The organism is Leuconostoc rapi, assembly GCF_016908715.1.
In the GTDB taxonomy this organism is placed as follows: domain Bacteria; phylum Bacillota; class Bacilli; order Lactobacillales; family Lactobacillaceae; genus Leuconostoc; species Leuconostoc rapi.
Window position 1 is genome coordinate 57,925 of record NZ_JAFBEK010000003.1, and the last position, 25,385, is coordinate 83,309.

Genomic DNA, 25,385 nt, shown 5'->3' on the forward strand with positions numbered 1-25,385 from the left:
AGAGAATTGATGGCAGAAACTGCAAACCAATTTGGGCAATTTAATTTAAACCCTGAAATTATTACCGCTTTGACGGCGATTGGCTTCACAGAACCAACGCCTGTTCAAGCAAAACTAATTCCTAGTATCCTGAAAGGCAATGACGTTGTCGGACAGTCACAAACTGGATCTGGAAAAACACATACTTTTTTGATTCCAATATTTAATCAATTAGAACAAAATAAGCAATATGTCCAAGCTGTTATAACAACACCATCTCGTGAATTAGCGGCACAAATTACAAAAGCAGCAAGAGATTTTTCAGAACATTGGCATCAAGATGCTACTATTTCTGAATTTGTAGGTGGAACTGATAAATTACGTCAAATTAAGCAGCTTGAAAAAAACCAACCACAAATTGTGATTGGCACACCAGGCCGTATTAAAGATTTAGTCGCCTCAGGCGCGCTAAAATTACACGCTGTAAAGACGTTTGTTGTTGACGAAGCTGACATGACACTGGATATGGGATTCTTGAGCGAAGTTGATTTTATTGCTGGCGTAATGCCAGCAAATTTGCAAACTTTGGTCTTCAGTGCCACAATGCCTGAAAAATTGAAGCCGTTTTTAAAGAAATACTTAGATAATCCACAATTTGAAGCGATTCCTGTATCAACAGTTATTGCGGATACCATTGATAATTGGTTGCTGGCAACGAAATCAAAAGATAAAAATGATGTTATTTATCAAGTATTGACAATAGGCAATCCGTACTTGGCCTTGGTTTTTGCTAATACAAAAGATAGAGCAAAAGAAATTGTTTCTAATCTGCGCGGTCGTGGTTTAAAAGTTGCAGAAATTCATGGTGATATTGAGCCACGAGAACGTCGCCGTGTGATGAAATCGATTCAAAATTTGGAATATCAATATGTCGTAGCGACTGATTTAGCAGCTCGAGGTATTGATATTACTGGCGTATCACATGTGATTAATGATGATATTCCAGAGGAATTAGAATTCTTTGTGCATCGTGTTGGTCGAACAGGGCGTAATGGGTTACCTGGTCTGGCAATTACATTGTATGGCCCAGATGAAGAAAATGAAGTTGAAGAATTAGAGGCTTTGGGTATTAATTTCAAGGCTAAGCAGATTAAAGATAATGAAATAGTAGATATTAAGGATCGCCGTGCCCGTAAACAACGTGTAGCGACGACTCGAAAGCTTGATCCAACAATGGTAGGTATGGTTAAAAAGAAGAAGAAAATCGTTAAGCCTGGCTATAAACGCCGTATCAAAAAGGCACTTCAGCGTAAGGATCAAATGGATCGCCGTATTTCAAAGCGAGAAGACATGCGTGCGATACGCAAAGAAAATAAAAAACGTGGCGATAATCAATAAAAAACCGCGTGGGTCACTAAATGGTGACCCACGCGGTTTTTTTAACGCCTTCCTGATTGTGATAAAGGCCTAATGACGTTTGTTTGAATGAGTTTGACAACTTCAGGGTTATCTGGCAAATTTGAATGTTGTGCATTATCACCAGAGACGGTAATTTGAGTATAATCTTTGATCTTTTTCTGATAAATGTAGCGTCCTGCAATGACACTTTGGATAGGAACAATACCATCATCAGAGTAATCTTCAGTTCCTGCAATGGAGTACATTGATAAATTGGTTGGTAACTTCTTATTGTTTTGGATGAAATCTTTTAACATCTCGGTGCGCCGTTGTAAAGAAGACTCAGAAAAATTAAAAGGTGTGCCTAATGTCATGAGTGTTGGGACCGTGAAGGTATCACTGTCATAGTAATTTTCAAAATAATCTGTCCAAACTAGACCACCATTTGAGTGGCCGATAGCGGCAAATGTTCGAAAATGATAACGCTCTTGTAGAGAATACAACGCACTAGTTAGCCATTGGGTTTGCTTTTTGATATTGTTATAACCGTCTTCATTATTCTGAAAACCAATAACAATGAACGGTTGTCGATCGTTAGCATTGATATTGCCGCTGTAAACTAACTTACCATCAGTGTTGACTTGAACCTTTAAAATACTATGTGTTGGGCCGTTCGTGTTAATAGTTGAGAGTAGATTATCGAATCGATTGATTGTTGCACTAGAACCAGGAATGAAAATGACCGGTGTCATACGAGAATTTTGAATTTTAGCTTGATTCGTGCTTGTTTGTGCAACCCAATGTTGACTGTAAATACCCAGTAGTATAATTAATATGAAACTCAAACCTAAAATGATTTTATTTTTCATGAGAAACCTCTAGCATAAGACGTGATAAAAATGGCCGATAAATAAGTAAAGAGATACAGAAAATAAGAATTGTGACGATGGTTGATTGGATTGGGGTGGGACTGGCAAGTGTTGGTAGCAGTATGTTAGGTAAATTGCTTGGCGTGATATAAACGCTAGGGTGTATGAAATGGCATGCAATAGCCGTGTAACTAATAAGCATGCTGATGATGTTAGTCATGAGCATTGGGACCAGTATGAGAGGCCTCATAAATAAAGGCAAACCTGAGAATAGTAAGAAATTATTATCAAACAAGCTTGGGAGCCAAGCCAATAGGCCCAAACGTCGAATGCTTTTTGATGTTACAAAAAGTAATAAAACATTCAGTGCTAAGGTATTTCCAATTCCGCCAAATAGTGTAAACGAGCCATAAACACTATATAGGTTTTCTGGGAAAGGTAATGTTGTTAACCCATGGGTAAGCATCGTATCGAGATTTGCAATAACGGTATTAAGCGTTGTTTGGTTATTCGTAAACTCAAGCGGTAGTGGTAACCCCATGATAAATAAAATCGGAGAAAAAATAGCCACAAGTAGTAAACCGAAGAAAGTTGTAAAAAAGGATTGAGATAAAATAGTTGATGAAATTGATTGTAAACGTGGTAACTGGAGCACAATATGAAGTAATTTACCAAATGTGATGATTGTGGTAAGTGACCAAAATAAATAACTTAAGGCATAGGGGGACCGTGTTGCACGGTTACGGTTATAATACCAATAATAAGTTTGGCAGGTTAAAAGTGCGATCAGCGTAATTAGTAGGTAGGGGACAGCATTATAAGCAATTAATTGATTTTTATTAAATAGTAATAGATACGTTACAATTAAATTAGTTAAAACTGGGAGTGTCGTGTTTTGAATGCTTTTTTCTTTGAGATATTGGTGTGTTAATCCTGCAATAAAAATGAGAATAACAGACGCATCAAGTACTGATAGGATATGTCTTGAGATATCGACAACGCTATCTGGAAATGTTGGATATTGATCAAAAAGATTTGTTAATAAGGCATCTGGAGAGATAGCTAGCTTCATGACTAATCGGCAATAAATATCAATGGCCAAAATTGGTACGGATTGTTGTATTGCAATGATAACTGCTTGCATAGTGGGTTTACGATATAAAACTTCATCCCAGCGTTGAGTGGTATTGATTAAGTGTGTGAACATAGCGGCTCCATAAGTTTGTGTTTTTTATAAGTTAATAATATGTTACAATATAAAACATGTGTGATATAATAAATACAATTATTCTCGATATTAGTATGATATAATTACTATTTTGATTATACATGAAATCATAGATATGGGGGGACATGAAGTGATTAAGCAATTTTTTCAGCGGCCGATAATCAATTTTATTAGTCGGACGCTATTTTATTTTGTTATCTTGCTAGCGCTCGTTTATCTTTACAGCTATTCAGGTGTGGGCGAAGGGCACTTTATTTATAATGAATTTTAACTTAGGGACATTAACATGACTATTGAAAATATCATAGAAGCAATCGATACCATTGGCCAAGAACAAGGCGACACAGTTGCTTATGATGAATTGGGAAGAACACAAACTTACGCACAACTGAAAACGGCATCTGATCGTTTAGCTGCTTTTATATCACGAACACAAGTTGCTGATGAAACACCAATCATGATTTATGGTGGGCAACAATTTGAAATGATTGCTAGCTTCTTAGGTAGTACTAAGTCGGGACACGCCTATATACCAGTTGATGTTAATTCAGCATCTGAGCGCTTGACTGACATTATTGAAATTGGTAAACCGGTTTTGGTAATTGCCGTAGATGATTTGCCAATTGAAATTACGCAAGTGCCAGTCATTGATCGGACACAACTTGATGGCATTTTTAACACACCATCTGATTTTGATATGACAAAGCCAGTTCGTGGGGATGATAATTTCTACATTATCTTTACATCAGGGACAACAGGTAAGCCAAAGGGTGTGCAAATTTCGCACAATAATCTTTTGAGTTTTGCTAATTGGATGTTGGGCGAAGACTTTGGGTGGGGATTAGGCAACAATGTGTTGTCACAACCACCTTATTCGTTTGACTTATCAGTGATGGATTGGGTACCAACATTATTATCACAAGGGACATTAAAGGCCTTACCAAAAGCAGCTGCTGATGATTTTAAAACGTTATTTAAAACATTACCTGGCTTACACTTGAATAAGTGGGTATCGACACCGTCTTTTGCTGATATGGCGCTACTTGACCCAGAATTTACGCAAGAAAATCATCCTGCTTTGAATGCTTTTTTCTTTTGTGGCGAAGTTTTGACGACCACAACAGCGCGAAAACTGATTGACCGTTTCCCAGAAGCAAAAGTTTATAATACTTATGGACCAACAGAGGCAACTGTTGCAGTGACAGGGTTACCTATTACGAAAGAAATTATTGCAAATAATGATAAAATGCCTATTGGTTTTGTGAAATCAGATACAGAAATTATCATTCAAGATGCTGATGGTGTTGTCGTAGTTGATGGTCAGCCGGGTGAAATTGTGATTGCTGGTCCATCTGTATCCAAAGGTTATTTAAACAATCCTGAGAAAACAGCAGCGGCTTTTACAACAGTTAACGGACAAAATGCCTATAAAACTGGCGATTTAGCTTTACGTGATGCTGACGGTTTATTGCACTATAAAGGACGCAGCGATTTTCAGATCAAATTACACGGATTCCGTATCGAATTAGAAGAGGTTGCCCAACAATTGCAACAAAGTCAATGGGTTGACCAAGCAGTTGCTGTACCAAGGTATGATGCTGATGGTAAGGTAAAACAACTAATAGCTATTTTGGTAGCCAAAAGGAATCATTTTGAAAAACCAATATTATTGACAAATGCAATCAAAACAGATCTTCAAAATATTATGATGCCTTATATGATACCAAGTAGGTTTATGTACAGAGATGTGTTGCCACTGACCGCTAATGGTAAGATTGATCTGAAAGGATTGATTTCTGAGGTAAATGGGCATGCTTAATTTACAACCTTACGCGGATCCAAAGTACTTTGTGATTTTGCTACTAGCCTTGTTACCAGTTGCTATTGGGTTATATTTTGGGAAACGATTAAATTGGTATGAAGTTGTTGTGTCATTAGTGTTTATCTTTCTGATGTTTGATGGTAAAAAGTATCATGAAGGGGTTGCGCTTGTTGGTTATATGATTTGGCAATGGTTGCTTGTCTGGGCTTACACGCTTTATCGAAAAAAGGCAAACGGGACAGTTGTTTTTTACATTGCGACTTTTTTATCAATTTTACCTTTGATATTAGTTAAAGTGGCGCCGGCAGCAAATTGGACGCATGTGACCTCGTTACTAGGATTTCTGGGTATCTCTTACCTGACATTCCGTTCGGTGGCAATGATACTGGAAACGCGTGATGGCTCAATTAAAGAATTTAACCCTTGGCTATTCTTGCGTTTCATGTTGTTTATGCCTACAATATCATCAGGACCAATTGATCGTTATCGGCGTTTTGTTAAAGATATAACAACGGTGCCAGATCGTCAAAAATATACTGAGATGCTAGAAAAAGCAGTATGGTATTTCTTTCTTGGATTCTTATACAAGTTTGTTATATCATACATCCTAGGAACAGTTATTTTACCCCAGGTAGAAAACTTAGCTATGTTGTCAGCCAGCGTTCATCATGGTTGGACTTGGTGGCTTGTGCCGGTCATGTATACTTATGGGTTTGATTTGTTCTTTGATTTTGCTGGCTATTCATTATTTGCTGTCGCAACAAGTTATGTGATGGGCGTTGAGTTACCAATGAACTTTAATAAACCATTCCTATCCAAAAACCTAAAAGACTTTTGGAACCGTTGGCACATCTCATTATCGTTTTGGTTCCGAGACTATATTTTTATGAGATTAGTATTTTTAATCATGAAAAAGAAATGGATTAAAAATCGCGTGACAACATCGAATGTTGCTTATATTGCAAACATGCTCATCATGGGATTTTGGCATGGGCTGCATTGGTATTATATTGCTTATGGTTTGTTCCATGGTGTTGGCATGGCGATTAATGATGCTTGGCTGCGTTACAAAAAGAAACATCATGTTCCACACAACAAGTTTACAGAAGCATTTGCAATCTTTATAACATTTAACGTTGTTATGGTCAGTTTCTTACTGTTTAGCGGATTTTTGGATAAACTATGGTTCAAGTAACGACTTATAAAAGAAAGAGGAAATAAACATGGCAGTTAAAGAAGAAGTAGTAGATATTTTAAATACAATCATTGGTGAAGACATTTCAGACCAAATGGATGATGATTTTTTTGAAAGTGGCTTGCTAGATTCTATGGCAACAGTTGAGTTGTTGCTTGACCTTGAAACTAAATTTGACATTCAAGCTCCTGTGTCAGAATTCAATCGTGAAGAGTGGAATACACCGAATAAAGTAGTTGCCAAAGTTGAATCTTTGATCGGGTAATCGCCATGAAAAAACGGGGGTTATGGTGGATTTTTGGACCAGTAGTGGTCGCTTTTGTCCTGATTGGTGCATTATTTTTAGTACCGTTTTCTTTAAATCACATCACAAAAAAAGATGTGCGTGAAGCATCTGTGTCTTTTTCAAAAAATGTCTTTAAGGGTGAAGCTGTGAAGAATGCAGCATTCAATGACCATTCTAAGCGTTATGTCCCATTCTTTGGTTCTAGTGAATTATTACGTTTAGATAGTATGCATCCTGCCATATTAGCTGAAAAGTATCATCGTAATTACCAACCATTTTTACTTGGTCAAGCTGGAACAGAGTCATTAACACATTATCTTAGTATGCAAGAGATGACACCAGCATTACACAAAAAGCAAGCAGTGTTTATCGTTTCGCAGCAATGGTTTACCAAGAAAGGTTCAAAGTTAGCATTTCCAGAGTTCTATTCACCTTTGCAGACGGCGGATTGGTTACGACATATTAAAAAAATTACACCGACAGATCGCTTTATGGCACGTCGATTATTGCAACAGAGTCAGATAAAAGATAATGAACTTTATGCAAAAATGATTACTAAAATTAGTCATAATAAACCATTATCAAAAACTGATCGAAAAGTGTTGGCTGTTCGTCATCGCATGTTGCTACGTGAGGATCAGTTATTTTCAAGCTTCTCAAAAAGTTCAAATTGGTCAAAACGTGTTGAACCAGCTTTGAAAAAGTTGCCAGAGCAAGACAATAATAATGAATTGACACGACAGGCAACAAGCATTGGTAAAAAGCAAACATCCAATAATCGATTCCAAATTAAAAATTCGTTCTACAGTTATCGCGTCAAATTGCGTTTAAAGCAGTTGGCGGGTTCTCAGAAAGATTTTGATTATCGTCAATCAGATGAATACGCTGATTTCCAAGCTGTTTTGGCAGAATTTGCCAAACAACATACAGATGTGCTGTTTATTATTCAACCTGTTAATCAACGCTGGGCAAGTTATACAGGTTTGAAAAAAGAAATGTATTATCAAAGTGTTGACAAGGTCAAAAAGCAATTAACATCGCAAGGATTTAATCATATTGCCGATTTGTCACATCAAGGTGATCAAAATTACTTCATGCAAGATACGATTCATCTTGGATGGAATGGTTGGGTTGCGGCAGATCAGCATATTAAACCATTTTTGACACAGGGTTATCAACCAACGAACTATCATATTAATAATAACTATTTGTCAGAAGATTGGCAGAATTTAATGCCAACGACTGATAATCTAGCACAATTTAAATAAAAAATCGCCGAGTATCGTAAATTGAAGTTCACGATACTCGGCGATTTTTTTATTATGAAAAAGGCTTCTGCCCATCTTTATTTGATGTCGTGGGAAAATTGAACGGATCAATTGTGTCATCACCAGACATAGCACTTAAACTGTTTTGTTCTTCTGGCGGTAGGATAATATCGTCAAAATTAAAAGCTAATAGTGAGTCCGTGATAGATTGTTCACGAGAAATCGCGTCATCATCACGCACGTCCACAATTTTAGCATGTTCAACTGTTTCGTGAGTTTGTTTTAGAAAGGTTTCGCGTGCGGCGACACGTTGTTTGAGATCGGAAACATCAACAGTTTCATTTAAATCAGTGACAACATCAAAACTCACCCCAACATTTTTTTTCATTAAATTAAAAGTAGCTTCAGCAATTGCACCAGTTTGTACCTCAAGCTGTTGTGCTAAAAAGCCAGCCTCTAAACTGAAATCAGCAGTTCTATCAAGAGACAGACGTTGTTGCACTAAATCACCTGTGAGGTACCAACGTTGATTTTTACTGTCCTGTGAGGCAATTTCCAAGTGACCAAAACCAGCATGGTCGAAAAAATCAGTCACTGAACTTAGTGTGTCAGTTGGAAATTGGCGCGCGATTTCTTTTCCTGCCCAGTAAAGAATATGAGGGTAGTCCTCTTGTAGCAGATTTTTCAAGAGACCATCACGTAGCAGTGTTAAGGCGAAACTGTTAACTTGAAAATTTGTTTGTAAAATTTTATCGTAATCATTGATATTCATAAGTTTATATAAACCTTTCAGACTTTTATTATACCAAATTTTTGGCATGTAAAACTTGCATTCTTAATTTTTCCAGTCATAATTATAGATATGAATAAAAATAATCCAATCGGGATGGTTGATTCTGGTGTTGGCGGGTTAACCGTTATCAAAGCAGCACAGAAGCAACTACCTAACGAACAATTTATCTTTATTGGTGATACAGCACGTATGCCATATGGCCCTCGAACGACTGATGAGGTGATTGCTTACACACGCCAGATGGCTAATTTTTTGGTAAACGAAAAGCATATAAAATTACTGGTTATTGCGTGTAACACAGCAACCGCTCGGGCTTTAACAGTACTCCAAGATCAGTTATCGATACCAGTTATTGGCGTGATTCAACCGGGTGCGAAAGCGGCACAGTTAGCGACAAAGAATGAAAAAATTGGGGTTATCGCAACACAAGGTACGGTAACATCTGAAGCATATGATGTACAATTACATCAGTATAATAGTCAGATAACTGTTATCTCACAAGCAGAACCGGCATTTGTTCAAGTTGTTGAGTCAAATAAATATCATAGTGATGAAGCACGAGATCTTGTTAGAAATCATTTAGTTGCCTTAAAATCAGCCGAAATCGATACGTTAATTTTGGGCTGTACGCATTTCCCGTTGCTGACACCTTTTATTAAAAAGGCAATTGGTGATGGTGTTACCCTGATTGATTCTGGACAAGAAACTGTTCAAGTGATTCAGGATTGTTTGACAAAATCTCGTTTATCGACAGTTAGCCAACATGACCATAATGATGACGTATACTATACAACTGGTGATCCAGCACTATTTAAAGCCATTGCAACGGATTGGTTAGAACGAGAGGGAGACCTGAAAGTTCGTCAATTAAAAATTGTCGATGCAGGTCCCCAACAACATCTGGAGGAGCAAAACGATGCCACGACTGATTTTAGCAAGTAATAATGCCCATAAAATTACAGAATTAGAAGCCATTTTAAAAACAATCAATGTTGAGTTGACGGTTATACCTTTGCGTGATTTAGGAAATGATATTCCTGAAATTATTGAAGATGGCACAACATTTGAAGAAAATGCGACGAAAAAAGTGACTACCATTGCGAAAATTGCGCCGGAAGACTATATTTTAGCTGATGACTCTGGTCTATCAATCAATGCGCTAAATGGTGAGCCAGGGGTCTATTCTGCACGCTATGCAGGGGATCATGATGATGAGGTAAATATTGATAAGGTATTAACTAAGCTAGAGAATTCACCAGACCGTTCTGCACAATTTAGTAGCGTGATTGTGTTAATTGGACCAAATAAACACAAATTAGTCGTGAGCGGCGTGATTGATGGGACAATTACATTACAGCGCCAGGGAAATAATGGTTTTGGTTATGATCCGATTTTTTTTGTACCGCAATTTTCAAAAACGTTTGCGGAGCTGACAGCAGATGAAAAAAATCAGGTGAGCCATCGCGGCCTTGCGTTACAAGAGTTAGGCCGTCGCTTACCGCAATGGTTGAAAGTAGAATGAGTCCAATGAAAAGTTGTGACTCCTTGATAGACAGATGACAAAATTTTTAATTATTTCAGATACACATGGCGATCGAGATATTTTGGTGCAAATTATTAATCACTGGCGCTCACAGGTTGATGGTGTTTTTTACAATGGTGATTCGGAATTATCAGCGCAAGATGACGTCTTTGAGGGTGTAACCACAGTGATAGGCAACATGGATTATGATCCTAACTTCGTTGAAGCACGTACAGAAACAATTGCTGGCACGACTTTTTTTCAGACACATGGTCATCTGTATCAAGCAACAGCTCCAGGCACTTGGGCGAATTTAGCGTTAATGGATCAAGCTGCACAAAGCCGTGGTGCTCAGGTCGTTTTATTTGGTCATACGCACCTTGAGGGAGCTGTGAGCTATCATCATAAATTATTTATTAATCCTGGGTCAATTAGTTTGCCCAAGGGACCTCGGGCAGTGATTGGTGGAACCTATGCAATCTTAGTCGTTGAAGAAAAACAATATGTGGTCCATTTTTATAATCGAGCACATCAACTATTAGAAAATTTAACGGTGTCAGTTGCACGATAGCCATCCACTAAGGGCACGTAATAGAGTGAAAGTAACCACGATAAGGGCTCATAGCTGACAAATGATATGAAAACGTTCTAAACGTAAACGTGGTAAAATAATATTTATGGTAGACCAACAAGAACCACAATTTAACCAATGGTATGATGACAACACACCAACGGATCAACTTGTACATGATGCAGAAGCAAATGCGTTAGAGCAACGGGACGAATTATCATTACGTCCGCAATTTTTGCGTGAGTATATTGGCCAATCCGCTTTGAAAGAAGAATTGAATGTTTATATTTCTGCGGCTAAACAACGTGAAGAGGCACTGGATCATGTCTTGCTTTTTGGACCACCGGGACTTGGTAAAACAACATTAGCAATGATTATTGCTAATGAAATGGCTGTGCATATCAAAACAACCTCGGGCCCAGCCATTGAAAAGCCAGGCGACTTGGTAGCGCTACTGAATGAACTAGAACCAGGCGACATATTATTTATTGATGAAATTCATCGGTTACCGACTAATATTGAAGAAATAATGTACTCTGCTATGGAAGATTACTTTGTAGATATTATGGTTGGTCAGGGACCAACGGCTCGAGCAGTTCATTTTCCATTACCGCCTTTCACATTAATAGGTGCGACGACAAGACCAGGCATGCTTTCAAAGCCACTACGTGATCGTTTTGGTATCATTAACTCGATGGCTTACTATACACCAGAAGAACTACAAGAAATTGTTGTGCGGTCTGCAGATATTTTTCATGCACCGATTAAGCCACAAGGCGCCTATGAAGTTGCTTTAAGGTCACGTGGCACACCGCGTATCGCTAATCGGTTATTAAAGCGTGTGCGTGATTTTGCACAAGTACAAGGCAAAGATGCGATTGATAAAGATATTGTGGATATTGCGTTAAACAAACTACGCGTTGATAATCGCGGATTAGATGAAACAGATCATAAATTTTTAGGAACCATGATTGACTATTATAATGGTGGTCCTGTAGGATTGAACACCATTGCAGCAAATATTGGTGAGGAAGCTGAGACTTTGGAATCAATGGTTGAACCTTATTTGTTACAGATTGGATTTTTACAACGCACACCGCGTGGTCGTGTTGTCACTGAAGCGGCGTATGAGCACCTAAAATTACCTTATCAAAGGGAATTATAATGCAATATATTATTTCAGATACCCATTTTAATCATGAGAAAATTCTATATTTTGATCAATCTCGTGCGGAATCTCTCAAAAATCTTGCTATTGATCCGACGCTTGAAAATATGGATAACTATCTCGAAAAAGCTTGGAACAACACGGTGAATGACAAAGATACGGTGTATTTTTTGGGTGACTTGGGTATGTTTCGAAAGAAACAAGATTTTGTTGCACAACTCACTCGTTTAAATGGGCAAAAGGTATTTTTCAAAGGGAACCATGATCATTCTGATCAACTTAAGGCTGCGTTGAAAACACCTGAAACAAATATCGTGGCAATTGTTGAAACAGCCAAAGCATTGAAAATTAATGGCATACAGGTTTGGTTGAGCCATTATGCGATTGACTTGCCATATCCTATCTTATCGCTTCATGGTCATATTCATGAAGCGGAATATCAACGTCCAGGAATGGTTAATTTGTCGCTTGATTCCGCGTATATGCAAACTAGACCGTTTGGTGTACCTGTGAGTTTTGATGAACTAACACCGCTACTTGAACAGCGGGTTGCTGAAATTGCTGCGTTATATCAAGTTGAATCAGAGAATAAACGATACGATCGTTCAATTGAACGGGCATTTGATGAAACGATAACCATTAATAAACCAACAGCAACGCAACGTCATGAACTGGCTTTATTGGTTGATTACCTCAATAGTCATGATTTGACGTTTGCTAATGTTTTGGATAAGTTTAATATTCCAAATGAAAACAAAGTATTATCTAAAACAGAAAAAGAAAAAGTAATCCTGACTGGGTTTGAATTTGAAAAAACAACAACTGGTTTGACAGGTGATAAAGGTGAAAAAAATGACTGAAGAAACACATTATCAATTAGCAGATTTTGATTATAATTTACCAGAAGAATTGATTGCACAAACACCATTAAAGCAACGTGATTCATCACGCCTATTGGTATTAGATGCTGATAGCGGTGCCTATGAGGATAAACATTTTTATGACATTTTATCGTATGTTAATCCAGGCGATGCGATTGTTATGAACAATTCTCGGGTGTTACCTGCACGCTTACATGGTGCGCGACCTGAAACAGGCGGGCATGCTGAAGTGTTGTTGCTGCGCCAAGATCATGGGGATGTCTGGGAAACTTTGGTTAAACCAGCAAAAAAATCACCAGTTGGTTCAACGATTGTTTTTGGAGATGATATTGATCATCCTGTCATGACTGCGACAGTTGTGGGCGAACTAGAGCATGGTGGTCGCTATATTGAATTTCATTATGATGGCATTTTTATGGAATTATTAGAAAAATTGGGTGAGATGCCATTGCCACCTTACATTAAAGAAAAGTTAGCAGATCAAGAGCGTTACCAAACTGTTTATTCCAAGGTTGATGGTTCTGCGGCTGCGCCAACGGCTGGATTACATTGGACACCAGAGCTGCTAGATAAGGTTCGTGCAAAGGGCGTTCAAACAATTGAATTGACGTTACACGTTGGCTTGGGAACATTTAGACCAGTTGAGGAAGAAAATATTGAAGATCATAAAATGCATTCAGAGTTCTATCAATTGAGCCAAGAGGCCGCTGATGCTTTGAATCAAGTTCATGCTAACGGTGGGCGTATTATTGCCACAGGGACAACCTCGATACGTACTTTGGAAACAATTGGTTCAAAGTTTAATGGGCACTTGCAGGCTGATTCTGGTTGGACTGATATTTTTATCAAACCAGGTTATCACTGGACAACTGTTGATGCTTTCATCACAAATTTCCATCTACCTAAATCAACGTTGGTTATGTTAGTTGCGGCTTTTACAGGGCGCGATAATATTTTAAATGCTTATCAGCATGCGGTTGATGATAAGTACCGGTTCTTCAGTTTTGGGGATGCAATGTTTATTAAGCGATAATGGGTCCATCTATGCCCGGATAAAATGCTGTGTGCTTGAAATTTTTCAGAAAAAAGAAATTCATTGTTATTTTATGATAAACTGAAAATAATGAATTTAAGGGAGAAAGACAAGTGTACGAATATATTAATGGGTTAATTACAAATATATATCCTGCGTATTTGGTTATTGCAGATCGGAGCGGTGTTGGTTATAAACTCTTCGTGGCAAATCCTTATCGATTTGAACAAAACGTTGAATCTCATGTATATGTTGAGCAAATTGTACGTGAAAATGATATTGCTATGTATGGCTTTATTGATGAAAATGAAAAAATATTGTTTAATAAATTACTCAATGTGTCTGGGATTGGACCAAAAAGTGCTTTAGCAATTCTTGCTAGTGATGACGCAGCAGGGTTAGTCAATGCGGTAGCTAATGATGATGCGAGTTACTTAACGCAGTTCCCTGGTGTTGGTAAAAAAACAGCGCAACAAATTGTCTTAGACCTAAAAGGTAAATTGGATGATTTAGCGGTTTCTGCTGGTGTGCAGGTATCAACAGTGCAACAAAATACTAATCAAGCATTGTCAGATGCGTTAGAAGCACTAGAGTCGCTGGGATATAGTTCAAAAGAAGTTGCTAAGCTGGAGAAAACGCTAGCTAGTCAACATGACACAACGGATGGTTATATTCGCTCAGCATTAAAACTACTGGTCAACTAAAAAAATTCACGATAGCTAAACTTAGCTATCGTGAATTTTTTGACTAACGGATTAATTTTAAGGCATCATCAATTTGCTGTAAGATAATGCTTTGATTTTCTTTTTGTTCCAAATCGTATGTCTGTAAATCAATTTTAATTTTTGGGGAGGCATCATAGGCATCAAACCAATCGCGGTAAGCTGACCAAATTCTGAAATAATATTGACGTAATTCGTCATTATCGTCGAATTGTTCATAATCACGACCACGCTTTTTGATGCGATATAGAATCGTTTCAAAATCGGTTTCGGCATAGACAAGTAAATCAGGTGCTTTTTTTGGTAATTTTTGCAATTCAGACATCATATTGTCAAGTAATTGCGTGTAGACTGACATCTCAGCATCAGTAATATTACCGTCTTTATGGTTTTCAGATGTAAAGAGCGCATCTTCATATATTGAACGATCTAAGACATTATTATCATCTGCTAAAGCTTGCTTAATCATATCAAAGCGACGATTAAGAAAGTATATCTGTAAAAGGAAGCCATATTGCTTCGGGTCAGAATAGTAGAGTGGGAGTACAGGATTGTCACCCACCGGTTCGTAAAATGCTTTTGTGCCAAAATGTTCTGCAATCAATCCAGTTAACGTTGTTTTTCCAACACCAATCATACCTGCCGTGATAATCACCATAACGACCTCCAATAATTTAATAACTAATTAACTATACAAAAAATCCGTCCAAATAACAAGGTCAGTTATTGGACGGATTTGTTACAAAAAGCGAACATTAAGACTTTTTTTCAGCTTCTAATAAATCACGAATATCAGATAGAATTTCTAATTCAGGGTTAACTGTCACTTCTTCGGCTTTGTTTGTACGGAAAAGACGGTTGATAACCTTGATTAAGATAAAGACCACAAAAGCTGTAATCAAAAAGTTAATGAGGTCATTTAAGAAAGCACCATACTTAAATGTCAATTCTTTAGTAATAACAAGTTCCAAACTGGCTAAATCAGATGTACCACCAGTGAAAAATGTCAGGATTGGACCAATGAGGTTATTGGTCAATGACTTGACCAAACCAGTGAAGGCGCCACCGATAATAACACCAACGGCTAAGTCAAGCACGTTGCCACGCATGATAAATGTTTTGAATTCTGAGAGCATAGTTATATGTGAACGCACAGGTTAAGTTACTCTGTACGTCTATTCCTTTCGTTTTCTCTATTATTTATTTTACTTAAAATAGGTAAAAATTACTAGCTTATTGAAAAAAATACAAGTGATTTTACATAATTGCAACAATTGAGGTCACTTTAACGTCATTCATTGCTGATCATCGGCAGCGGATGGATACAATCTTCAATCATTATCGACTAAAAGTGTTAGTTATTTTCATGAAATTAAATTGATCTCATGATAAAATAAGTATAATTGTTTGGAGGAAAATTATGACTAGAGAAGAGCAGTGGTCTACTTGGCATGAGCAACTGATTGCCATCATTAATGATATTAATACACCACATACGCTGGGTGGTATTACTAACGATGCGAACCGCGCACACGATTCGCGACTAGCACGACGAGCTTTGGACAATTTGATTGTTTTAAGTGAAGAAATCAATGCGATGCGGCAAAAGCAAGATGAGAATTGATCGATGATACCAGAACATGCAAAAAGTTTACCAAAACGTGTGAGATTGGCTTGGTTAGTCGTAGACATCATCGCCTTATTGCTTGTTTTCGTCACTGGACTGATTGTTAATCTTATTTTCAAATTAGATTGGTATAGCCCAGTAGCAATAGGAGTCAATGGTTTATTTGGTATCGTGATGTTGGTTATTATTGGCGATGCTGTCCTGATTCCATATCATTATCGATTTTATAAATATGTAGTTAATGAATCGGCTGTCTCAATCTATAAAGGTTTTATTTGGCGACGTTCGGAAACAATTCCATTGAATCGTATTCAAAACGTGGATACAAGGCAAGGACCCATTTTTGGATTTTTTCATCTACAAAATTTAGCTATTGTCACTGCGGCCCATGCTTTTAAAATTGAAGGCATTAATGAAGATGTTGCTCAGTATCTACGTGATCAGTTGATTGATGCAGCCCGCCAAGCACGTGAGGTTGATACCGATGATTAAGGGATCACGCCAATCCAAGATTGCTATTTTTTCTGATGCCATATCAAGTATCAAAATGATCGGTTGGCCAATTATTTTTATTTTCTTTGGTGGTCAACACACTTGGCCGACCAGAATCATGATCATTGGTGCTGGTTTGATACTCGCCTTGTTATTTGGTTTTTTGAATTGGCTTTTTTTTACGTATGATATGTCTTCCTATGAATTAACAACATCGCAAGGGATTTTTGTAAAAAAGCATGTGCATATGCCGTTTGAAAGAATACAGACGATTACACGGACACAACCGATTTATTTTCGACCTTTTAACGTTTTTAAAGTCAATGTGGAGACATCTGGTAAAAATGATGATAAATTGATATTTAATGCCTTATCATTGCCGAAAATTGAGTATATTGAAACACGACGTCAGGAAGCACAGACAAAACAATCAGATGTTGAAAGGGCAGCGATTCAACCAGAAGTTAGTGCGACTTACCAAATTAATAATCGTGATTTGATCTTATATGCATTAACATCGTTAGGTAGTTTGGGGACGATGGGTATTATTTATGCTGGATTAACAATGATGAACGATTTGATACCGCAGAATATTCAAAATCGTTTTTATGGTGTGTTCAATCATCAAACGATGACCGTTTATGTGTTGTTAGTGTTTATCGTGCTCATTATTGCTATAGCGTTTTCGTTTTTACGCTTATATGGCCATTATTTCAAATTCACGATATCACGGGTTAGTTCGCATCTAGCCATTAAACGAGGCCTTTTGACTATCAGAGCAGTTAATTTACGTACGTCACGTATTCAGGCTGTTTATTATGAACAGACGTTATTGCGCCGATTAGTTCATCTTGTATCAGTTAAGGTTTTATTAGCCTCATCGATGAAAGAGGATGAAGAACAGACAAAACAGACGACGCTTATACCAGTCGTTACTGAACGTCATCGTCCGAAAATATTACATCACTTTTTACCAAAATACAATTTTCAACAACCAGACAAAGCACCAGTGGCCTCACATGCGTTATTTTTGCGGTCACGCTTTATCTTTTTGTTAGATTTAATGGTAATATTACTATTATTGGTAGCTTTTGAATTTATGTCAATGTCTTTACAAGTCACGTTTAGTTTTTGGTGGTTGGTCGCTGCAACTGTTATTTTGCTAGTGTATACATTGGGTGGTGCTTATATGGCCATGTCAGATCAAGGACTTAGCTTGACTGATAATTATTTAATAATACAAAGGACTATTAACTATACAAAACGAACGTACTTCATACCTTATGAAAAAATTCAAGGGTATACCACTTCTCAAACTTGGTTTATGGTACGCCAAAAAAACCAACATTTACATATTATTGTGCGTGATGGCGATTCATCTCAACAGATCACATTACGCTATCTTAAGGTGTCTAGCATTGATCAATTAGATGATATATTAAGACATGTCAAGTGAAAGTACTTGACATGTATGCCGATTAATGAGATACTTATTGAGTAAATTAAAGTGTGAAAAACACAGAAGAAATTTGGAGGACATTAATATGTCAGTTAAGATCCGTTTGAAGCGTATGGGTGCAAAGAAGCGTCCGTTCTATCGTGTTGTTATTGCTGATTCACGTTCACCTCGTGATGGCCGTTTTATCGAAACAGTTGGTACATACAACCCAATTGCACAACCAGAAGAAATCAAGTTAGATGAAGCTAAGATTTTGTCATGGTTGAGTAATGGTGCACAACCATCAGACACTGTTCGTAACTTGTTGAGCCATGCTGGTATTTTATCAAAGTATGCAGAAACAAAGACAGGCAAGAAGCCAGCTTCTGCCAAGACAACAACTGCAGTAACAAAGCCAACAGAAAAGAATACTGTTGCTGAAATTAAAGTTTATTTGGATGCCCAAGGTACAGAATACGCTTCTTCAGCTAAGAAGGCTGATTTGTTAGCTTTGGTATAAAAGTTAATCTGTTACAACAAGGAGCCAAACATCATGTGATGATGTTTGGCTCCTTTTTTGCGAAATTATGAGTCGTGTGTCCATTACAATGGACAATGTATAAAAGTAACCGCTTTCAAAAAAACGTATAATAAAAATGTAGAAAGGGAGGTGAATAAATTGCGTACACTTGAGAATCAGGTGCTCATGTTTCTAGGGCAACAAGTGGGTTTTGTTAATGCCAAAACAATCGCTTTAACCTTCAAAGTATCAACTAAAACAATTTACCGTACAATCAATAAATTAAATTCTTCCGAAATTATGATTGAATCACAAAGAGGGCGTGGCTATAAGTTAATTGAAGATTTAAGGTTAGTGGTGGATACTAAGGAGGAAGTGCAGCGGCAAATCGATATGTCCGTTAGTTTACTGACCCAATTTCCAAATCGTTTGAATCGTTTACAATTTGCTGACAAATTTTATATCTCTGATTCAACATTGACGAAAGATTTGTTTAGATTGGGAGAACAACTCAAAAAATTCAATATTCATTTAAACAAATCGGATGGAGAAATTACTGTAATTGCGACTGAGGTGCAAGTTCGCAAAGCATTAAACTATTTTTTACTTGAAAATACTCGCACCAAAAAAGTGCTAGATAATATCAGTGAAATTTTTCCAAATATTTCAGTTAAGAATCAAGCATTCATTAGCAGTCAGATGACGCTAATTGAGCAAGAGTTAAATGTGCAGATATTAGAACCATATACAATTAACATTTTTTCACACTTATATATTTTATTACAACGAGTACGCCAGCATCGATATGAAATAACTGAAGAAGCAGTTGTCAAAAAGCATTATGACGCTATGTTGACTAAGGTAGCACGTCAGATTATAGGTAACATCAGTCATTTTTTACACGAAAAAATTCCAGATCAGGAAATTGACAACCTGCTAATTTATCTTGTGGGATTAAGATATGATAAACAGTTAGATGATAGTAAGAATGACGAAGCGTACCAATTAGTTGATTTTTTAATTAAGAATTTGTCATTGACGGACAGATATGTTAATTTTGAAACGCTAAAAAAAGGATTATTAGGGCATGTTAGACCGATGATTCATCGTATCGAATCTAGCATAGCAGTAGTTAATCCGCTATTAAGTGATATTAAATTTAGTTATCGAGATGTTTTTAGTCAAATAAGACAGATATTGAACAAATCACGGTACCCTATTTCAGATGATGAAATTGGATTTTTGACCCTTTATGTTGTACGTGCTTTGGAGGAGGCAACTGATCACAAACGTGTTTTGTTAATGTGTTCAACTGGTGTAGGAACGGCGCAATTATTGCAAACCAAGGTTCTGCACGCGTTTCCTAATTTTGAGATTGTAGATATTGTATCGTCTAAAGCTTATCAAATGAATTTGAATAAATATCAAAATATTGATTTGGTCATTTCTACAGTGTATATCACGTATCAACCTGTCTCACCGGTTATTCAAGTGAGTGCTTTATTCAATGAAGGGGACAAGCGTCGTGTTGAGGAATTAGTTTATGGATAAATATATATTTGTCGAAGCAAAGAATAACATTGATTTGGCAGCAATTGTTTCAGAAAAATTCAAATTAGATCGTCATGTTGTGCAACAAGCATTAACAGACAGAAATAAACTTGGTAACCTAGCTATTGCATTTGACATCAATTTACCACACGTTGAAATTGAAAATATTTCCAATCAAGGCATTATGTGGATAAAATTTAAAACACATTATGAGTTAGTGATGATAGTTGATAAAAATGTGCCATCTGAAAACGTTAGACGAATTCTTAGTCAAATGTTGAATGACAATGGCTTGCAAAAAATGAGAAATATAAAAAATCAACAAAATTTGGATCAGATAGTAAAGGAAGTGTTGAAAAATGTTAGAAGATAAGGTTATTATATTAGATTTTCAAGCGCAAGATAAAGAAGAGGCGTTGACTATCTTGGCAAATCAACTGGTCGTAAGCGGTGCAGTAAAAACGACATATCCAACGGCAATTTTAAAGCGAGAAAAAAATTTTCCAACAGGTTTGTCTACTGATAGTGTTGGTTTTGCTATTCCACATACAGACGCGGAACACGTTATTCGTCAGCAAATAGGGTTGCTCAGACTGCAACAGCCGGTCGAATTTTTACAAATGGGGGATGGCCAAGCAATTAAAGTTAAAATGATTTTTATGCTTGCACTAACAAAGCCACATGAGCAATTAGAGATGTTGCAAAAGTTGATGGGTATTTTTCAAGACAAAAAAATTGTTTCGATGTTATTACAAGAAAGTGATCCACAACTAATAATTTCCACGCTGAATTCAGCGGGCATAGTATAAGGGAGGAGTGACTTATAATGGGCGTTATTAAATGGTTGTTAAATGCAGGGCCTACGGTATTTTTGCCAATGTTGTTATTTACATTTGGCTTATTCTTGAGAATTAAGGTTGGTAAGGCATTCAAGGCTGCCTTGATGGTTGGTATAGGGTTTACAGGATTAAACTTAGTCATTGGTTTGTTGACAGATAATTTAGGACCGGCGGCGCAAGCAATGGTACGTAATTTTGGGTTATCGTTGAATGCCATTGATGTAGGTTGGCCTGCTGCGTCAGCTATTTCTTATGGTACCACATTGGGAAGTTTGGCTATTCCAATTGGTGTTTTATTAAATGTTATCTTGTTAATTGTCGGGTTAACTAGAACATTAAATGTTGATCTTTGGAATTACTGGCACATTGCATTTACTGGTTCATTGATTTTTGCAGCAACGGATGATTTTGGTTTAGGGTTAGCCACAATGGCTGTTCATGCAATGTGGATTTATTTTTTGGCCGACTTAGCAGCCCCAACGATTCAAAAGCATTATGGTCTAGAGGGAATCTCTTTTCCACAAGGTGCTTCAGCACCGGGATTTGTACTAGCTTTACCAATTAATTGGTTACTTGATCGTATTCCAGGCGTTAAAAATATTAGTTGGACACCTGAAACAATTCAAAAACGGTTAGGCGTATTTGGTGACTCTGCTGTCATGGGACTAATTATTGGATTAGCCATTGGAGGTCTAGCGCAGTACGATGTGACTAAAATATTGAACCTTGGAATTACAACATCAGCAGTGTTAATCCTTATGCCGCGCATGGTATCATTGCTAATGGAAGGCTTATCACCAATTTCTGAAGCAGCAAATGAAGTAGTCCAAAAGAAATTTCCTGGGCGTAATTTATATATTGGTATGGATTCTGCACTTGCTGTTGGGCAGGAAGCAGTATTATCTGCTTCATTGATTTTAGTGCCGGTGTCACTGTTAGTGGCAGTTATTTTACCAGGGAATAAGGTATTACCGTTCGGTGATTTAGCAACCATTCCATTTATGTTAGCTGTAATGGCTGCTGTATTTGGCGGTAATGTTTTCCGTATCGTTATTGGTGGTATTGTGGACATCGCCGTATCTTTATGGATTGCATCGTGGATTGCACCGCTGTTAACAATTGCTGCTAAATCTGCTCATTTTTCAATGAATGGTGCCTCATCAATATCGGTTTTGTCGGATGGTGGGACATGGACAACATTGTTAATTGTCGGTTTGGGTAAGATGTTGTCATGGGGAGGAATTGCCATTGTTGGTGTGATAGTTCTTGGATTGATGATTTGGTTAAATAAATTTCACGCAAAACGTGTATAAAGGAGAATGAAAATGAAAAAATCTTTAATGGTTGTATGTGGAACGGGTATTGCAACGTCAACAATTGCGACAGGAAAGATCAAATCCTATCTTGAAAAAGAAGGGTTACTTGATAATGTTAAATTTTTACAATCTAAAATTTCTGATGAAGTGGGAGCTATTCGTAATGATGATTATGATATCGTTGTTTCAACAACAATTGTCCCAAATGATATTAAAGACAAAGTTATAAATGGTGTACCATTATTAACAGGTGTAGGGGTGCAATCAGTTTTTGATCGTATAAAAAGTGCCCTCTGAAACGTAAAGATAGTGGATTGAATCAATTGTTGTTTCTATGATATTCAGAGGTATCAGTTGCGTACAATTTTGCGAAATAGTCACATATCCGCTATAATGAAGTTATCCAAAGTTGGAAGCGCTTTCTTTAACTTTGAAAATGACGGAGAAAATAATGTTAACAAAACCCAAATTATTTTTAGATATGGATAATGTCTTGGTTGATACCTTGACTATTTTAAATCATATAGATATGACAAACCAAACAGTAGAGAAGCCAGATCAAATACCTGGTATTTTCCGAAATTTACCACCAATGTCGGGTGCTGTTGAAGCAATTAAAGATTTATCAGGTATTTATGAGTTACATATTCTATCCACTGCACCGTGGAAAAATGCCAGTGCTTGGCAAGATAAAATATCTTGGTTGGCGCAATATTTTGGAGATGGTGCATCTAGCCCATTTTATAAAAGGGTCACTTTAACTCATGATAAGGGTCTAGCCCATGGGGTAGGTGGTATTTTGATTGATGATCGCCCTTATCATGGTGCAAGTGATTGGCAAGATGCCAGTACTGATAGTTTATGGTTACAATACGGTTATGATCCAAAATTGGTTTGGTCAAAAGACCTGGTGTCTTATTTAAAATTAGTTGGTCAAGCGTACCAAACTTCTGGAGAATTACGGAATAGTGCGGAGCAAGTTGCGCAACAAGCGGGGTATCAACTTTTTAGCCACGATAGTAGTTTCGAAAAAGCAGACTGGGAATGATAAAAAGCAGCGAGTTAATTCTGGCTGCTTTTTATTTGACGTTTTTTGAACAATAATGATAGAAATAAGTTGCAAATTAACCTAAAAGAGGTTATTATAGTTTTGTAAAGAAAGCGCTTACATAAAGTGGAGGGAATCATGATAGTAGAAGAACGACAGAAACGATTATTACGTGTGATCCAAAAAAATAAATTTATTTCATTACAAGAATTAAAGGCGGTAACGCAAACGTCGTTATCAACCATTAGACGAGATATTGAAAATCTCACAATTACTGGTAACGTCCGCCGGGTACATGGTGGTGTTGAGTTTGTCGAGCCTGACAGAGCTGACCTCACAGTTAACGAACGCGTACCTATTTATCAAGCAGATAAACGAAAAATTGCGCAAAGAGCTGTGCAACAGTTATCGGGTGGAGAAATCATTTTTCTAGATGCTGGATCGACGACGGGAGAAATGATTGCTTATTTGGCAGATAAGAAACCTGCAGTGACTGTGGTAACCAACTCAGTCCATCATGCCGCTAAGCTATCTGACCTCATGATTCCCGTTATGATTATTGGCGGTCAAGTCAAGCAAACGACTGATGCTGTTATTGGTGCAGCCGCTGTGGCACAAATTAACAGTATGGTTTTCGATGTCAGTTTCGTCGGGGCAGATGGGTTGTCGGTAGATTTTGGGTTGACGACACCAGACTTGGAAGAAGCGGCGATTAAACGAGCAGTTGTGACACGTTCACAACTCAGTTATGTTTTAGCAGATGCCAGTAAAATTGGCACGGCATCTTTTGCAAAAGCGGTTGATTTAGGACAAGTTGTGCTAGTGACGACGCAATTATCAGCAGAACAAAGAACACGGTTAAAACATGAAATGACAGTTTTAGAAGCGGAGGGCACATTATGATTTATACAGTGACGTTAAATCCATCACTGGACTACGTGACGCGATTAGATAATTTAACGCTTGGGGTAACCAATCGGGCGCAATCCGAAACAATTTTCCCAGGTGGTAAGGGAATCAATGTGAGTCGCTTGTTGGGAAATTTAGGGATCGATAACACAGCATTAGGATTTTTAGGTGGCTTTACGGGCCATTATCTTCAAAAAACATTAGCCGATACGCATATGAGACAAGCATTTACCACGATTGCTGGACAAACACGCATTAATCTCAAAATTAAAGCAACAATTGAAACTGAAATTAATGCGACCGGCCCGGCGATTACAGATCAAGAAGTTGACAATTTTTTAGAAAACTTCGGACTGTTAACACAACAAGATGTTGTTATTTTATCCGGAAGTGTGCCTCGTAGTTTGGATCCTGCGATTTATCAACAGTTACTTGTAAAAATTTTGGCACAGGGGGCACGTTTTGTCATTGATACTACAGGTGAACAGTTGCAGTCGGCGTTGCGTAGTCATCCCTTACTAGTCAAACCCAACCGTGGTGAGTTAGCACAACTTTATCATGTGAGCTTAGATACGCAAGATGATTATATCAAATGGGGCAGACAATTAATCAATGATGGCGCGCAATACGCCATTGTGTCACTTGCAGGAGAGGGTGCCTTGCTCTTTACAGATGATGCAGAGTACTTTGCTAAACCAGTATCTGGTCAGGTTAAAAATTCAGCTGGTGCTGGCGACTCAATGATTGCTGGGTTTATTGGTACTTGGTTAGCAACAGGGGATGCTTTAGAAAGTTTTAAAATGGCTGTAGCAAGTGGTACCGCAACAGCATTTAGTGATGATATTGCAACAAAACAAAAGATTTTAGAAATTTATCAACAGGTTAATATTATTCCATTAGATAGGTGAGG

General features: G+C 37.5%; 30 protein-coding genes. 25 read left to right on the top strand and 5 right to left on the bottom strand.

Going from position 1 to position 25,385, the window contains the following annotated elements; genetic code table 11:
• Positions 1 to 9: 9 nt before the first annotated feature.
• The gene (locus tag JOD28_RS04110; protein ID WP_204769616.1) at positions 10 to 1,377 is read left to right on the top strand and encodes a DEAD/DEAH box helicase; all 1,368 of its coding nucleotides are present in this window, start codon (positions 10 to 12) and stop codon (positions 1,375 to 1,377) included.
• Positions 1,378 to 1,418: 41 nt separating this feature from the next.
• On the opposite strand, the gene JOD28_RS04115 is transcribed toward JOD28_RS04110, so the two are convergent.
• Complete coding sequence (locus JOD28_RS04115; RefSeq protein WP_204769617.1) at positions 1,419 to 2,246, bottom strand: alpha/beta hydrolase; 828 nt, start codon at positions 2,244 to 2,246, stop codon at positions 1,419 to 1,421.
• On the bottom strand, positions 2,236 to 3,453 hold the full coding sequence (locus JOD28_RS04120; RefSeq protein ID WP_204769618.1) for a PTS sugar transporter subunit IIC: 1,218 nt from the start codon (positions 3,451 to 3,453) through the stop codon (positions 2,236 to 2,238). The genes JOD28_RS04115 and JOD28_RS04120 overlap by 11 nt, the downstream gene beginning before the upstream one ends.
• A gap of 151 nt (positions 3,454 to 3,604) precedes the next feature.
• Here JOD28_RS04120 and JOD28_RS04125 point away from each other — a divergent pair, with 151 nt between their 5' ends.
• Genes JOD28_RS04125 through dltD form a run of 5 tightly spaced genes read left to right on the top strand, consistent with a single transcriptional unit; the run spans position 3,605 to position 8,045 of the window.
• Positions 3,605 to 3,745, top strand: a complete 141-nt coding sequence (locus JOD28_RS04125; protein ID WP_204769619.1) for a teichoic acid D-Ala incorporation-associated protein DltX — start codon at positions 3,605 to 3,607, stop codon at positions 3,743 to 3,745.
• Positions 3,746 to 3,760: 15 nt separating this feature from the next.
• Positions 3,761 to 5,293: a D-alanine--poly(phosphoribitol) ligase subunit DltA gene (gene dltA / locus JOD28_RS04130; RefSeq protein WP_204769620.1), complete on the top strand. Its 1,533-nt coding sequence runs from the start codon at positions 3,761 to 3,763 to the stop codon at positions 5,291 to 5,293.
• The gene (gene dltB / locus JOD28_RS04135; protein WP_204769621.1) at positions 5,286 to 6,491 is read left to right on the top strand and encodes a D-alanyl-lipoteichoic acid biosynthesis protein DltB; all 1,206 of its coding nucleotides are present in this window, start codon (positions 5,286 to 5,288) and stop codon (positions 6,489 to 6,491) included. The genes dltA and dltB overlap by 8 nt, the downstream gene beginning before the upstream one ends.
• Before the next feature lie 28 nt (positions 6,492 to 6,519).
• Positions 6,520 to 6,756, top strand: a complete 237-nt coding sequence (gene dltC, locus JOD28_RS04140) for a D-alanine--poly(phosphoribitol) ligase subunit DltC (RefSeq protein WP_013103812.1) — start codon at positions 6,520 to 6,522, stop codon at positions 6,754 to 6,756.
• A gap of 5 nt (positions 6,757 to 6,761) precedes the next feature.
• Positions 6,762 to 8,045 (top strand): D-alanyl-lipoteichoic acid biosynthesis protein DltD, encoded by a 1,284-nt coding sequence (gene dltD / locus JOD28_RS04145; protein WP_204769622.1) that lies wholly within the window; start codon positions 6,762 to 6,764, stop codon positions 8,043 to 8,045.
• 52 nt (positions 8,046 to 8,097) lie between these two features.
• Here the strand turns inward: dltD and JOD28_RS04150 are convergent, their stop codons facing one another.
• Positions 8,098 to 8,817, bottom strand: a complete 720-nt coding sequence (locus JOD28_RS04150) for a YslB family protein (protein ID WP_204769767.1) — start codon at positions 8,815 to 8,817, stop codon at positions 8,098 to 8,100.
• Positions 8,818 to 8,907: 90 nt separating this feature from the next.
• On the opposite strand from JOD28_RS04150, the gene racE reads away from it, so the two are divergent.
• The 7 genes from racE (at position 8,908) to ruvA (ending at position 14,717) form a co-directional block, all read left to right on the top strand.
• Positions 8,908 to 9,780 carry a glutamate racemase gene (gene racE / locus JOD28_RS04155; RefSeq protein ID WP_204769623.1) on the top strand — a complete coding sequence of 291 codons (873 nt, stop codon included), beginning with the start codon at positions 8,908 to 8,910 and terminating at the stop codon, positions 9,778 to 9,780.
• Positions 9,755 to 10,360: an XTP/dITP diphosphatase gene (locus tag JOD28_RS04160; RefSeq protein ID WP_204769624.1), complete on the top strand. Its 606-nt coding sequence runs from the start codon at positions 9,755 to 9,757 to the stop codon at positions 10,358 to 10,360. The genes racE and JOD28_RS04160 overlap by 26 nt, the downstream gene beginning before the upstream one ends.
• Positions 10,361 to 10,394: 34 nt before the next feature.
• The gene (locus JOD28_RS04165) at positions 10,395 to 10,931 is read left to right on the top strand and encodes a YfcE family phosphodiesterase (protein WP_204769625.1); all 537 of its coding nucleotides are present in this window, start codon (positions 10,395 to 10,397) and stop codon (positions 10,929 to 10,931) included.
• 106 nt (positions 10,932 to 11,037) lie between these two features.
• The gene (ruvB, locus tag JOD28_RS04170) at positions 11,038 to 12,096 is read left to right on the top strand and encodes a Holliday junction branch migration DNA helicase RuvB (RefSeq protein ID WP_204769626.1); all 1,059 of its coding nucleotides are present in this window, start codon (positions 11,038 to 11,040) and stop codon (positions 12,094 to 12,096) included.
• Positions 12,096 to 12,959: a metallophosphoesterase family protein gene (locus JOD28_RS04175; RefSeq protein WP_204769627.1), complete on the top strand. Its 864-nt coding sequence runs from the start codon at positions 12,096 to 12,098 to the stop codon at positions 12,957 to 12,959. Before ruvB ends, JOD28_RS04175 begins: the two co-directional genes overlap by 1 nt.
• Positions 12,952 to 14,013: a tRNA preQ1(34) S-adenosylmethionine ribosyltransferase-isomerase QueA gene (gene queA / locus JOD28_RS04180; RefSeq protein WP_204769628.1), complete on the top strand. Its 1,062-nt coding sequence runs from the start codon at positions 12,952 to 12,954 to the stop codon at positions 14,011 to 14,013. Before JOD28_RS04175 ends, queA begins: the two co-directional genes overlap by 8 nt.
• Positions 14,014 to 14,126: 113 nt before the next feature.
• Positions 14,127 to 14,717: a Holliday junction branch migration protein RuvA gene (gene ruvA, locus JOD28_RS04185; protein ID WP_204769629.1), complete on the top strand. Its 591-nt coding sequence runs from the start codon at positions 14,127 to 14,129 to the stop codon at positions 14,715 to 14,717.
• A 43-nt stretch (positions 14,718 to 14,760) separates the two neighbouring features.
• Here the strand turns inward: ruvA and JOD28_RS04190 are convergent, their stop codons facing one another.
• Both JOD28_RS04190 and mscL read right to left on the bottom strand, forming a co-directional pair.
• A complete protein-coding gene (locus tag JOD28_RS04190) occupies positions 14,761 to 15,393 on the bottom strand; it encodes a deoxynucleoside kinase (protein WP_204769630.1) in 633 nt (210 codons plus the stop codon).
• Positions 15,394 to 15,490: 97 nt separating this feature from the next.
• A complete protein-coding gene (gene mscL, locus JOD28_RS04195; RefSeq protein ID WP_204769631.1) occupies positions 15,491 to 15,871 on the bottom strand; it encodes a large conductance mechanosensitive channel protein MscL in 381 nt (126 codons plus the stop codon).
• 284 nt (positions 15,872 to 16,155) lie between these two features.
• Between mscL and JOD28_RS04200 the strand changes: the two genes are divergently transcribed.
• From JOD28_RS04200 to pfkB, 12 genes are all read left to right on the top strand, one after another.
• Positions 16,156 to 16,359 (top strand): hypothetical protein, encoded by a 204-nt coding sequence (locus JOD28_RS04200; RefSeq protein ID WP_204769632.1) that lies wholly within the window; start codon positions 16,156 to 16,158, stop codon positions 16,357 to 16,359.
• A 3-nt stretch (positions 16,360 to 16,362) separates the two neighbouring features.
• A complete protein-coding gene (locus JOD28_RS04205; protein ID WP_204769633.1) occupies positions 16,363 to 16,854 on the top strand; it encodes a PH domain-containing protein in 492 nt (163 codons plus the stop codon).
• Positions 16,847 to 18,310 (top strand): PH domain-containing protein, encoded by a 1,464-nt coding sequence (locus tag JOD28_RS04210; RefSeq protein ID WP_204769634.1) that lies wholly within the window; start codon positions 16,847 to 16,849, stop codon positions 18,308 to 18,310. Before JOD28_RS04205 ends, JOD28_RS04210 begins: the two co-directional genes overlap by 8 nt.
• 88 nt (positions 18,311 to 18,398) lie before the next feature.
• Entirely contained in the window at positions 18,399 to 18,812 is a 414-nt protein-coding gene (gene rpsP / locus JOD28_RS04215) for a 30S ribosomal protein S16 (RefSeq protein ID WP_204769635.1), read from the top strand.
• Between the two features lie 159 nt (positions 18,813 to 18,971).
• Positions 18,972 to 20,363, top strand: a complete 1,392-nt coding sequence (locus JOD28_RS04220; protein WP_239531081.1) for a BglG family transcription antiterminator — start codon at positions 18,972 to 18,974, stop codon at positions 20,361 to 20,363.
• Positions 20,356 to 20,736 carry a PTS sugar transporter subunit IIA gene (locus JOD28_RS04225; protein WP_204769636.1) on the top strand — a complete coding sequence of 127 codons (381 nt, stop codon included), beginning with the start codon at positions 20,356 to 20,358 and terminating at the stop codon, positions 20,734 to 20,736. Before JOD28_RS04220 ends, JOD28_RS04225 begins: the two co-directional genes overlap by 8 nt.
• Entirely contained in the window at positions 20,723 to 21,172 is a 450-nt protein-coding gene (locus JOD28_RS04230; RefSeq protein WP_204769637.1) for a PTS sugar transporter subunit IIA, read from the top strand. The genes JOD28_RS04225 and JOD28_RS04230 overlap by 14 nt, the downstream gene beginning before the upstream one ends.
• A 17-nt stretch (positions 21,173 to 21,189) precedes the next feature.
• On the top strand, positions 21,190 to 22,515 hold the full coding sequence (locus JOD28_RS04235) for a PTS galactitol transporter subunit IIC (RefSeq protein WP_204769638.1): 1,326 nt from the start codon (positions 21,190 to 21,192) through the stop codon (positions 22,513 to 22,515).
• Between the two features lie 12 nt (positions 22,516 to 22,527).
• A complete protein-coding gene (locus tag JOD28_RS04240; RefSeq protein WP_204769639.1) occupies positions 22,528 to 22,815 on the top strand; it encodes a PTS sugar transporter subunit IIB in 288 nt (95 codons plus the stop codon).
• 154 nt (positions 22,816 to 22,969) lie between these two features.
• On the top strand, positions 22,970 to 23,566 hold the full coding sequence (locus tag JOD28_RS04245) for a 5' nucleotidase, NT5C type (protein WP_204769640.1): 597 nt from the start codon (positions 22,970 to 22,972) through the stop codon (positions 23,564 to 23,566).
• A gap of 138 nt (positions 23,567 to 23,704) precedes the next feature.
• Positions 23,705 to 24,469, top strand: a complete 765-nt coding sequence (locus JOD28_RS04250) for a DeoR/GlpR family DNA-binding transcription regulator (protein ID WP_204769641.1) — start codon at positions 23,705 to 23,707, stop codon at positions 24,467 to 24,469.
• Positions 24,466 to 25,383: a 1-phosphofructokinase gene (gene pfkB, locus JOD28_RS04255; protein WP_204769642.1), complete on the top strand. Its 918-nt coding sequence runs from the start codon at positions 24,466 to 24,468 to the stop codon at positions 25,381 to 25,383. Before JOD28_RS04250 ends, pfkB begins: the two co-directional genes overlap by 4 nt.
• Positions 25,384 to 25,385 lie beyond the last annotated feature (2 nt).

Excerpts from the sequence above, each read along its gene's own strand:
- pfkB (WP_204769642.1), top strand. The coding sequence starts at position 24,466 with ATGATTTATACAGTGACGTTAAATCCATCACTGGACTACGTGACGCGA.
- JOD28_RS04160 (WP_204769624.1), top strand. The coding sequence starts at position 9,755 with ATGCCACGACTGATTTTAGCAAGTAATAATGCCCATAAAATTACAGAA.
- JOD28_RS04250 (WP_204769641.1), top strand. The coding sequence starts at position 23,705 with ATGATAGTAGAAGAACGACAGAAACGATTATTACGTGTGATCCAAAAA.
- racE (WP_204769623.1), top strand. The coding sequence starts at position 8,908 with ATGAATAAAAATAATCCAATCGGGATGGTTGATTCTGGTGTTGGCGGG.
- dltD (WP_204769622.1), top strand. The coding sequence starts at position 6,762 with ATGAAAAAACGGGGGTTATGGTGGATTTTTGGACCAGTAGTGGTCGCT.
- JOD28_RS04200 (WP_204769632.1), top strand. The coding sequence starts at position 16,156 with ATGACTAGAGAAGAGCAGTGGTCTACTTGGCATGAGCAACTGATTGCC.
- dltA (WP_204769620.1), top strand. The coding sequence starts at position 3,761 with ATGACTATTGAAAATATCATAGAAGCAATCGATACCATTGGCCAAGAA.
- JOD28_RS04240 (WP_204769639.1), top strand. The coding sequence starts at position 22,528 with ATGAAAAAATCTTTAATGGTTGTATGTGGAACGGGTATTGCAACGTCA.
- JOD28_RS04120 (WP_204769618.1), bottom strand. The coding sequence starts at position 3,453 with ATGTTCACACACTTAATCAATACCACTCAACGCTGGGATGAAGTTTTA.
- dltC (WP_013103812.1), top strand. The coding sequence starts at position 6,520 with ATGGCAGTTAAAGAAGAAGTAGTAGATATTTTAAATACAATCATTGGT.
- mscL (WP_204769631.1), bottom strand. The coding sequence starts at position 15,871 with ATGCTCTCAGAATTCAAAACATTTATCATGCGTGGCAACGTGCTTGAC.
- dltB (WP_204769621.1), top strand. The coding sequence starts at position 5,286 with ATGCTTAATTTACAACCTTACGCGGATCCAAAGTACTTTGTGATTTTG.
- JOD28_RS04230 (WP_204769637.1), top strand. The coding sequence starts at position 20,723 with ATGTTAGAAGATAAGGTTATTATATTAGATTTTCAAGCGCAAGATAAA.
- JOD28_RS04165 (WP_204769625.1), top strand. The coding sequence starts at position 10,395 with ATGACAAAATTTTTAATTATTTCAGATACACATGGCGATCGAGATATT.
- JOD28_RS04225 (WP_204769636.1), top strand. The coding sequence starts at position 20,356 with ATGGATAAATATATATTTGTCGAAGCAAAGAATAACATTGATTTGGCA.
- JOD28_RS04115 (WP_204769617.1), bottom strand. The coding sequence starts at position 2,246 with ATGAAAAATAAAATCATTTTAGGTTTGAGTTTCATATTAATTATACTA.
- JOD28_RS04235 (WP_204769638.1), top strand. The coding sequence starts at position 21,190 with ATGGGCGTTATTAAATGGTTGTTAAATGCAGGGCCTACGGTATTTTTG.
- JOD28_RS04245 (WP_204769640.1), top strand. The coding sequence starts at position 22,970 with ATGTTAACAAAACCCAAATTATTTTTAGATATGGATAATGTCTTGGTT.
- rpsP (WP_204769635.1), top strand. The coding sequence starts at position 18,399 with ATGTCAGTTAAGATCCGTTTGAAGCGTATGGGTGCAAAGAAGCGTCCG.
- JOD28_RS04150 (WP_204769767.1), bottom strand. The coding sequence starts at position 8,817 with ATGAATATCAATGATTACGATAAAATTTTACAAACAAATTTTCAAGTT.
- JOD28_RS04175 (WP_204769627.1), top strand. The coding sequence starts at position 12,096 with ATGCAATATATTATTTCAGATACCCATTTTAATCATGAGAAAATTCTA.
- ruvB (WP_204769626.1), top strand. The coding sequence starts at position 11,038 with ATGGTAGACCAACAAGAACCACAATTTAACCAATGGTATGATGACAAC.
- JOD28_RS04205 (WP_204769633.1), top strand. The coding sequence starts at position 16,363 with ATGATACCAGAACATGCAAAAAGTTTACCAAAACGTGTGAGATTGGCT.
- JOD28_RS04190 (WP_204769630.1), bottom strand. The coding sequence starts at position 15,393 with ATGGTGATTATCACGGCAGGTATGATTGGTGTTGGAAAAACAACGTTA.
- JOD28_RS04210 (WP_204769634.1), top strand. The coding sequence starts at position 16,847 with ATGATTAAGGGATCACGCCAATCCAAGATTGCTATTTTTTCTGATGCC.
- queA (WP_204769628.1), top strand. The coding sequence starts at position 12,952 with ATGACTGAAGAAACACATTATCAATTAGCAGATTTTGATTATAATTTA.
- JOD28_RS04110 (WP_204769616.1), top strand. The coding sequence starts at position 10 with ATGGCAGAAACTGCAAACCAATTTGGGCAATTTAATTTAAACCCTGAA.